The 859-nt window shown below is 61.6% G+C and carries 1 protein-coding gene; it reads left to right on the forward strand.

Going from position 1 to position 859, the window contains the following annotated elements:
* The coding region (locus DAT37_RS12955) for an amidohydrolase family protein (protein WP_157978473.1) at window positions 1-603 on the forward strand (603 nt) is incomplete at its 5' end.
* Window positions 604-859 lie beyond the last annotated feature (256 nt).

An 859-nucleotide genomic window follows, 5' to 3' on the forward strand; every position in this document is an offset into this window, starting at 1 on the left:
CCGGCTCCGGTTCCGGGTCTGCACGGTATGCGTTCGTTCGCGTTGCCGGAGTTCGATCCGTTCTGGAAGCGGGTCGTGGAACTCGACGTGCTGGTGACCATGCACTCCTCGGACTCGGGCTACTCCCGTTTCAATGCGGAGTGGGTCGGTAGCAGCCTGGAGATGTTGCCGTTTCAGACCAACACTTTCGCGATGACGAATCAGTGGCGTCCGGTCACCGACGCCGTGGCGTCCTGGGTGTGCCATGGTGCGCTGACTCGCGTCCCGGACTTGAAGGTCGCCGTGATCGAGAACGGTTCGGCTTGGCTCGAGCCGCTGCTGAACCAGCTGTCGGACGTGTTCAAGAAGGCGCCCGACGGATTCGGTTTCCAGGATCCTGTGGAAACCCTGAAGCGCGGTCTCTACGTCAGCCCGTTCTGGGAAGAGGACCTACAGCGACTCTCGGAGGTCATCGGCGTCGATCATGTGTTGTTCGGTTCGGACTGGCCGCATCCGGAGGGTCTGGCGGAGCCGGCGCGCTACGTTCACGAGATCAAGGACATGCCGTTGGAGAACCAGGCGAAGATCATGGGCGGCAATCTGGCTCGGCTGCTGGGGGTGTGACATACGTTATGTCGATATCGGATCGTGAGCACGACAACAGGTATGCACGGCACGGTTTTACCGGTGCTGTCGGGGATGCCGACGATCAGTGTCGGTCTCGTTCCCATCGAACTTTGTCCATGACCTTCGCAATGAGGGCCGGGTCGAGGATGCTGCCTTGGTGACCTGGCAGACCATCCCCGAGATGGTCCTCGGTACGGCGACTCGCTTCGGTGATGCCGAAGCGGTCGTCGACGGGGGGATTCGGTGGTCCTAC

Source organism: Nocardia aurea, from assembly GCF_003123685.1.
Lineage (GTDB): Bacteria > Actinomycetota > Actinomycetes > Mycobacteriales > Mycobacteriaceae > Nocardia > Nocardia aurea.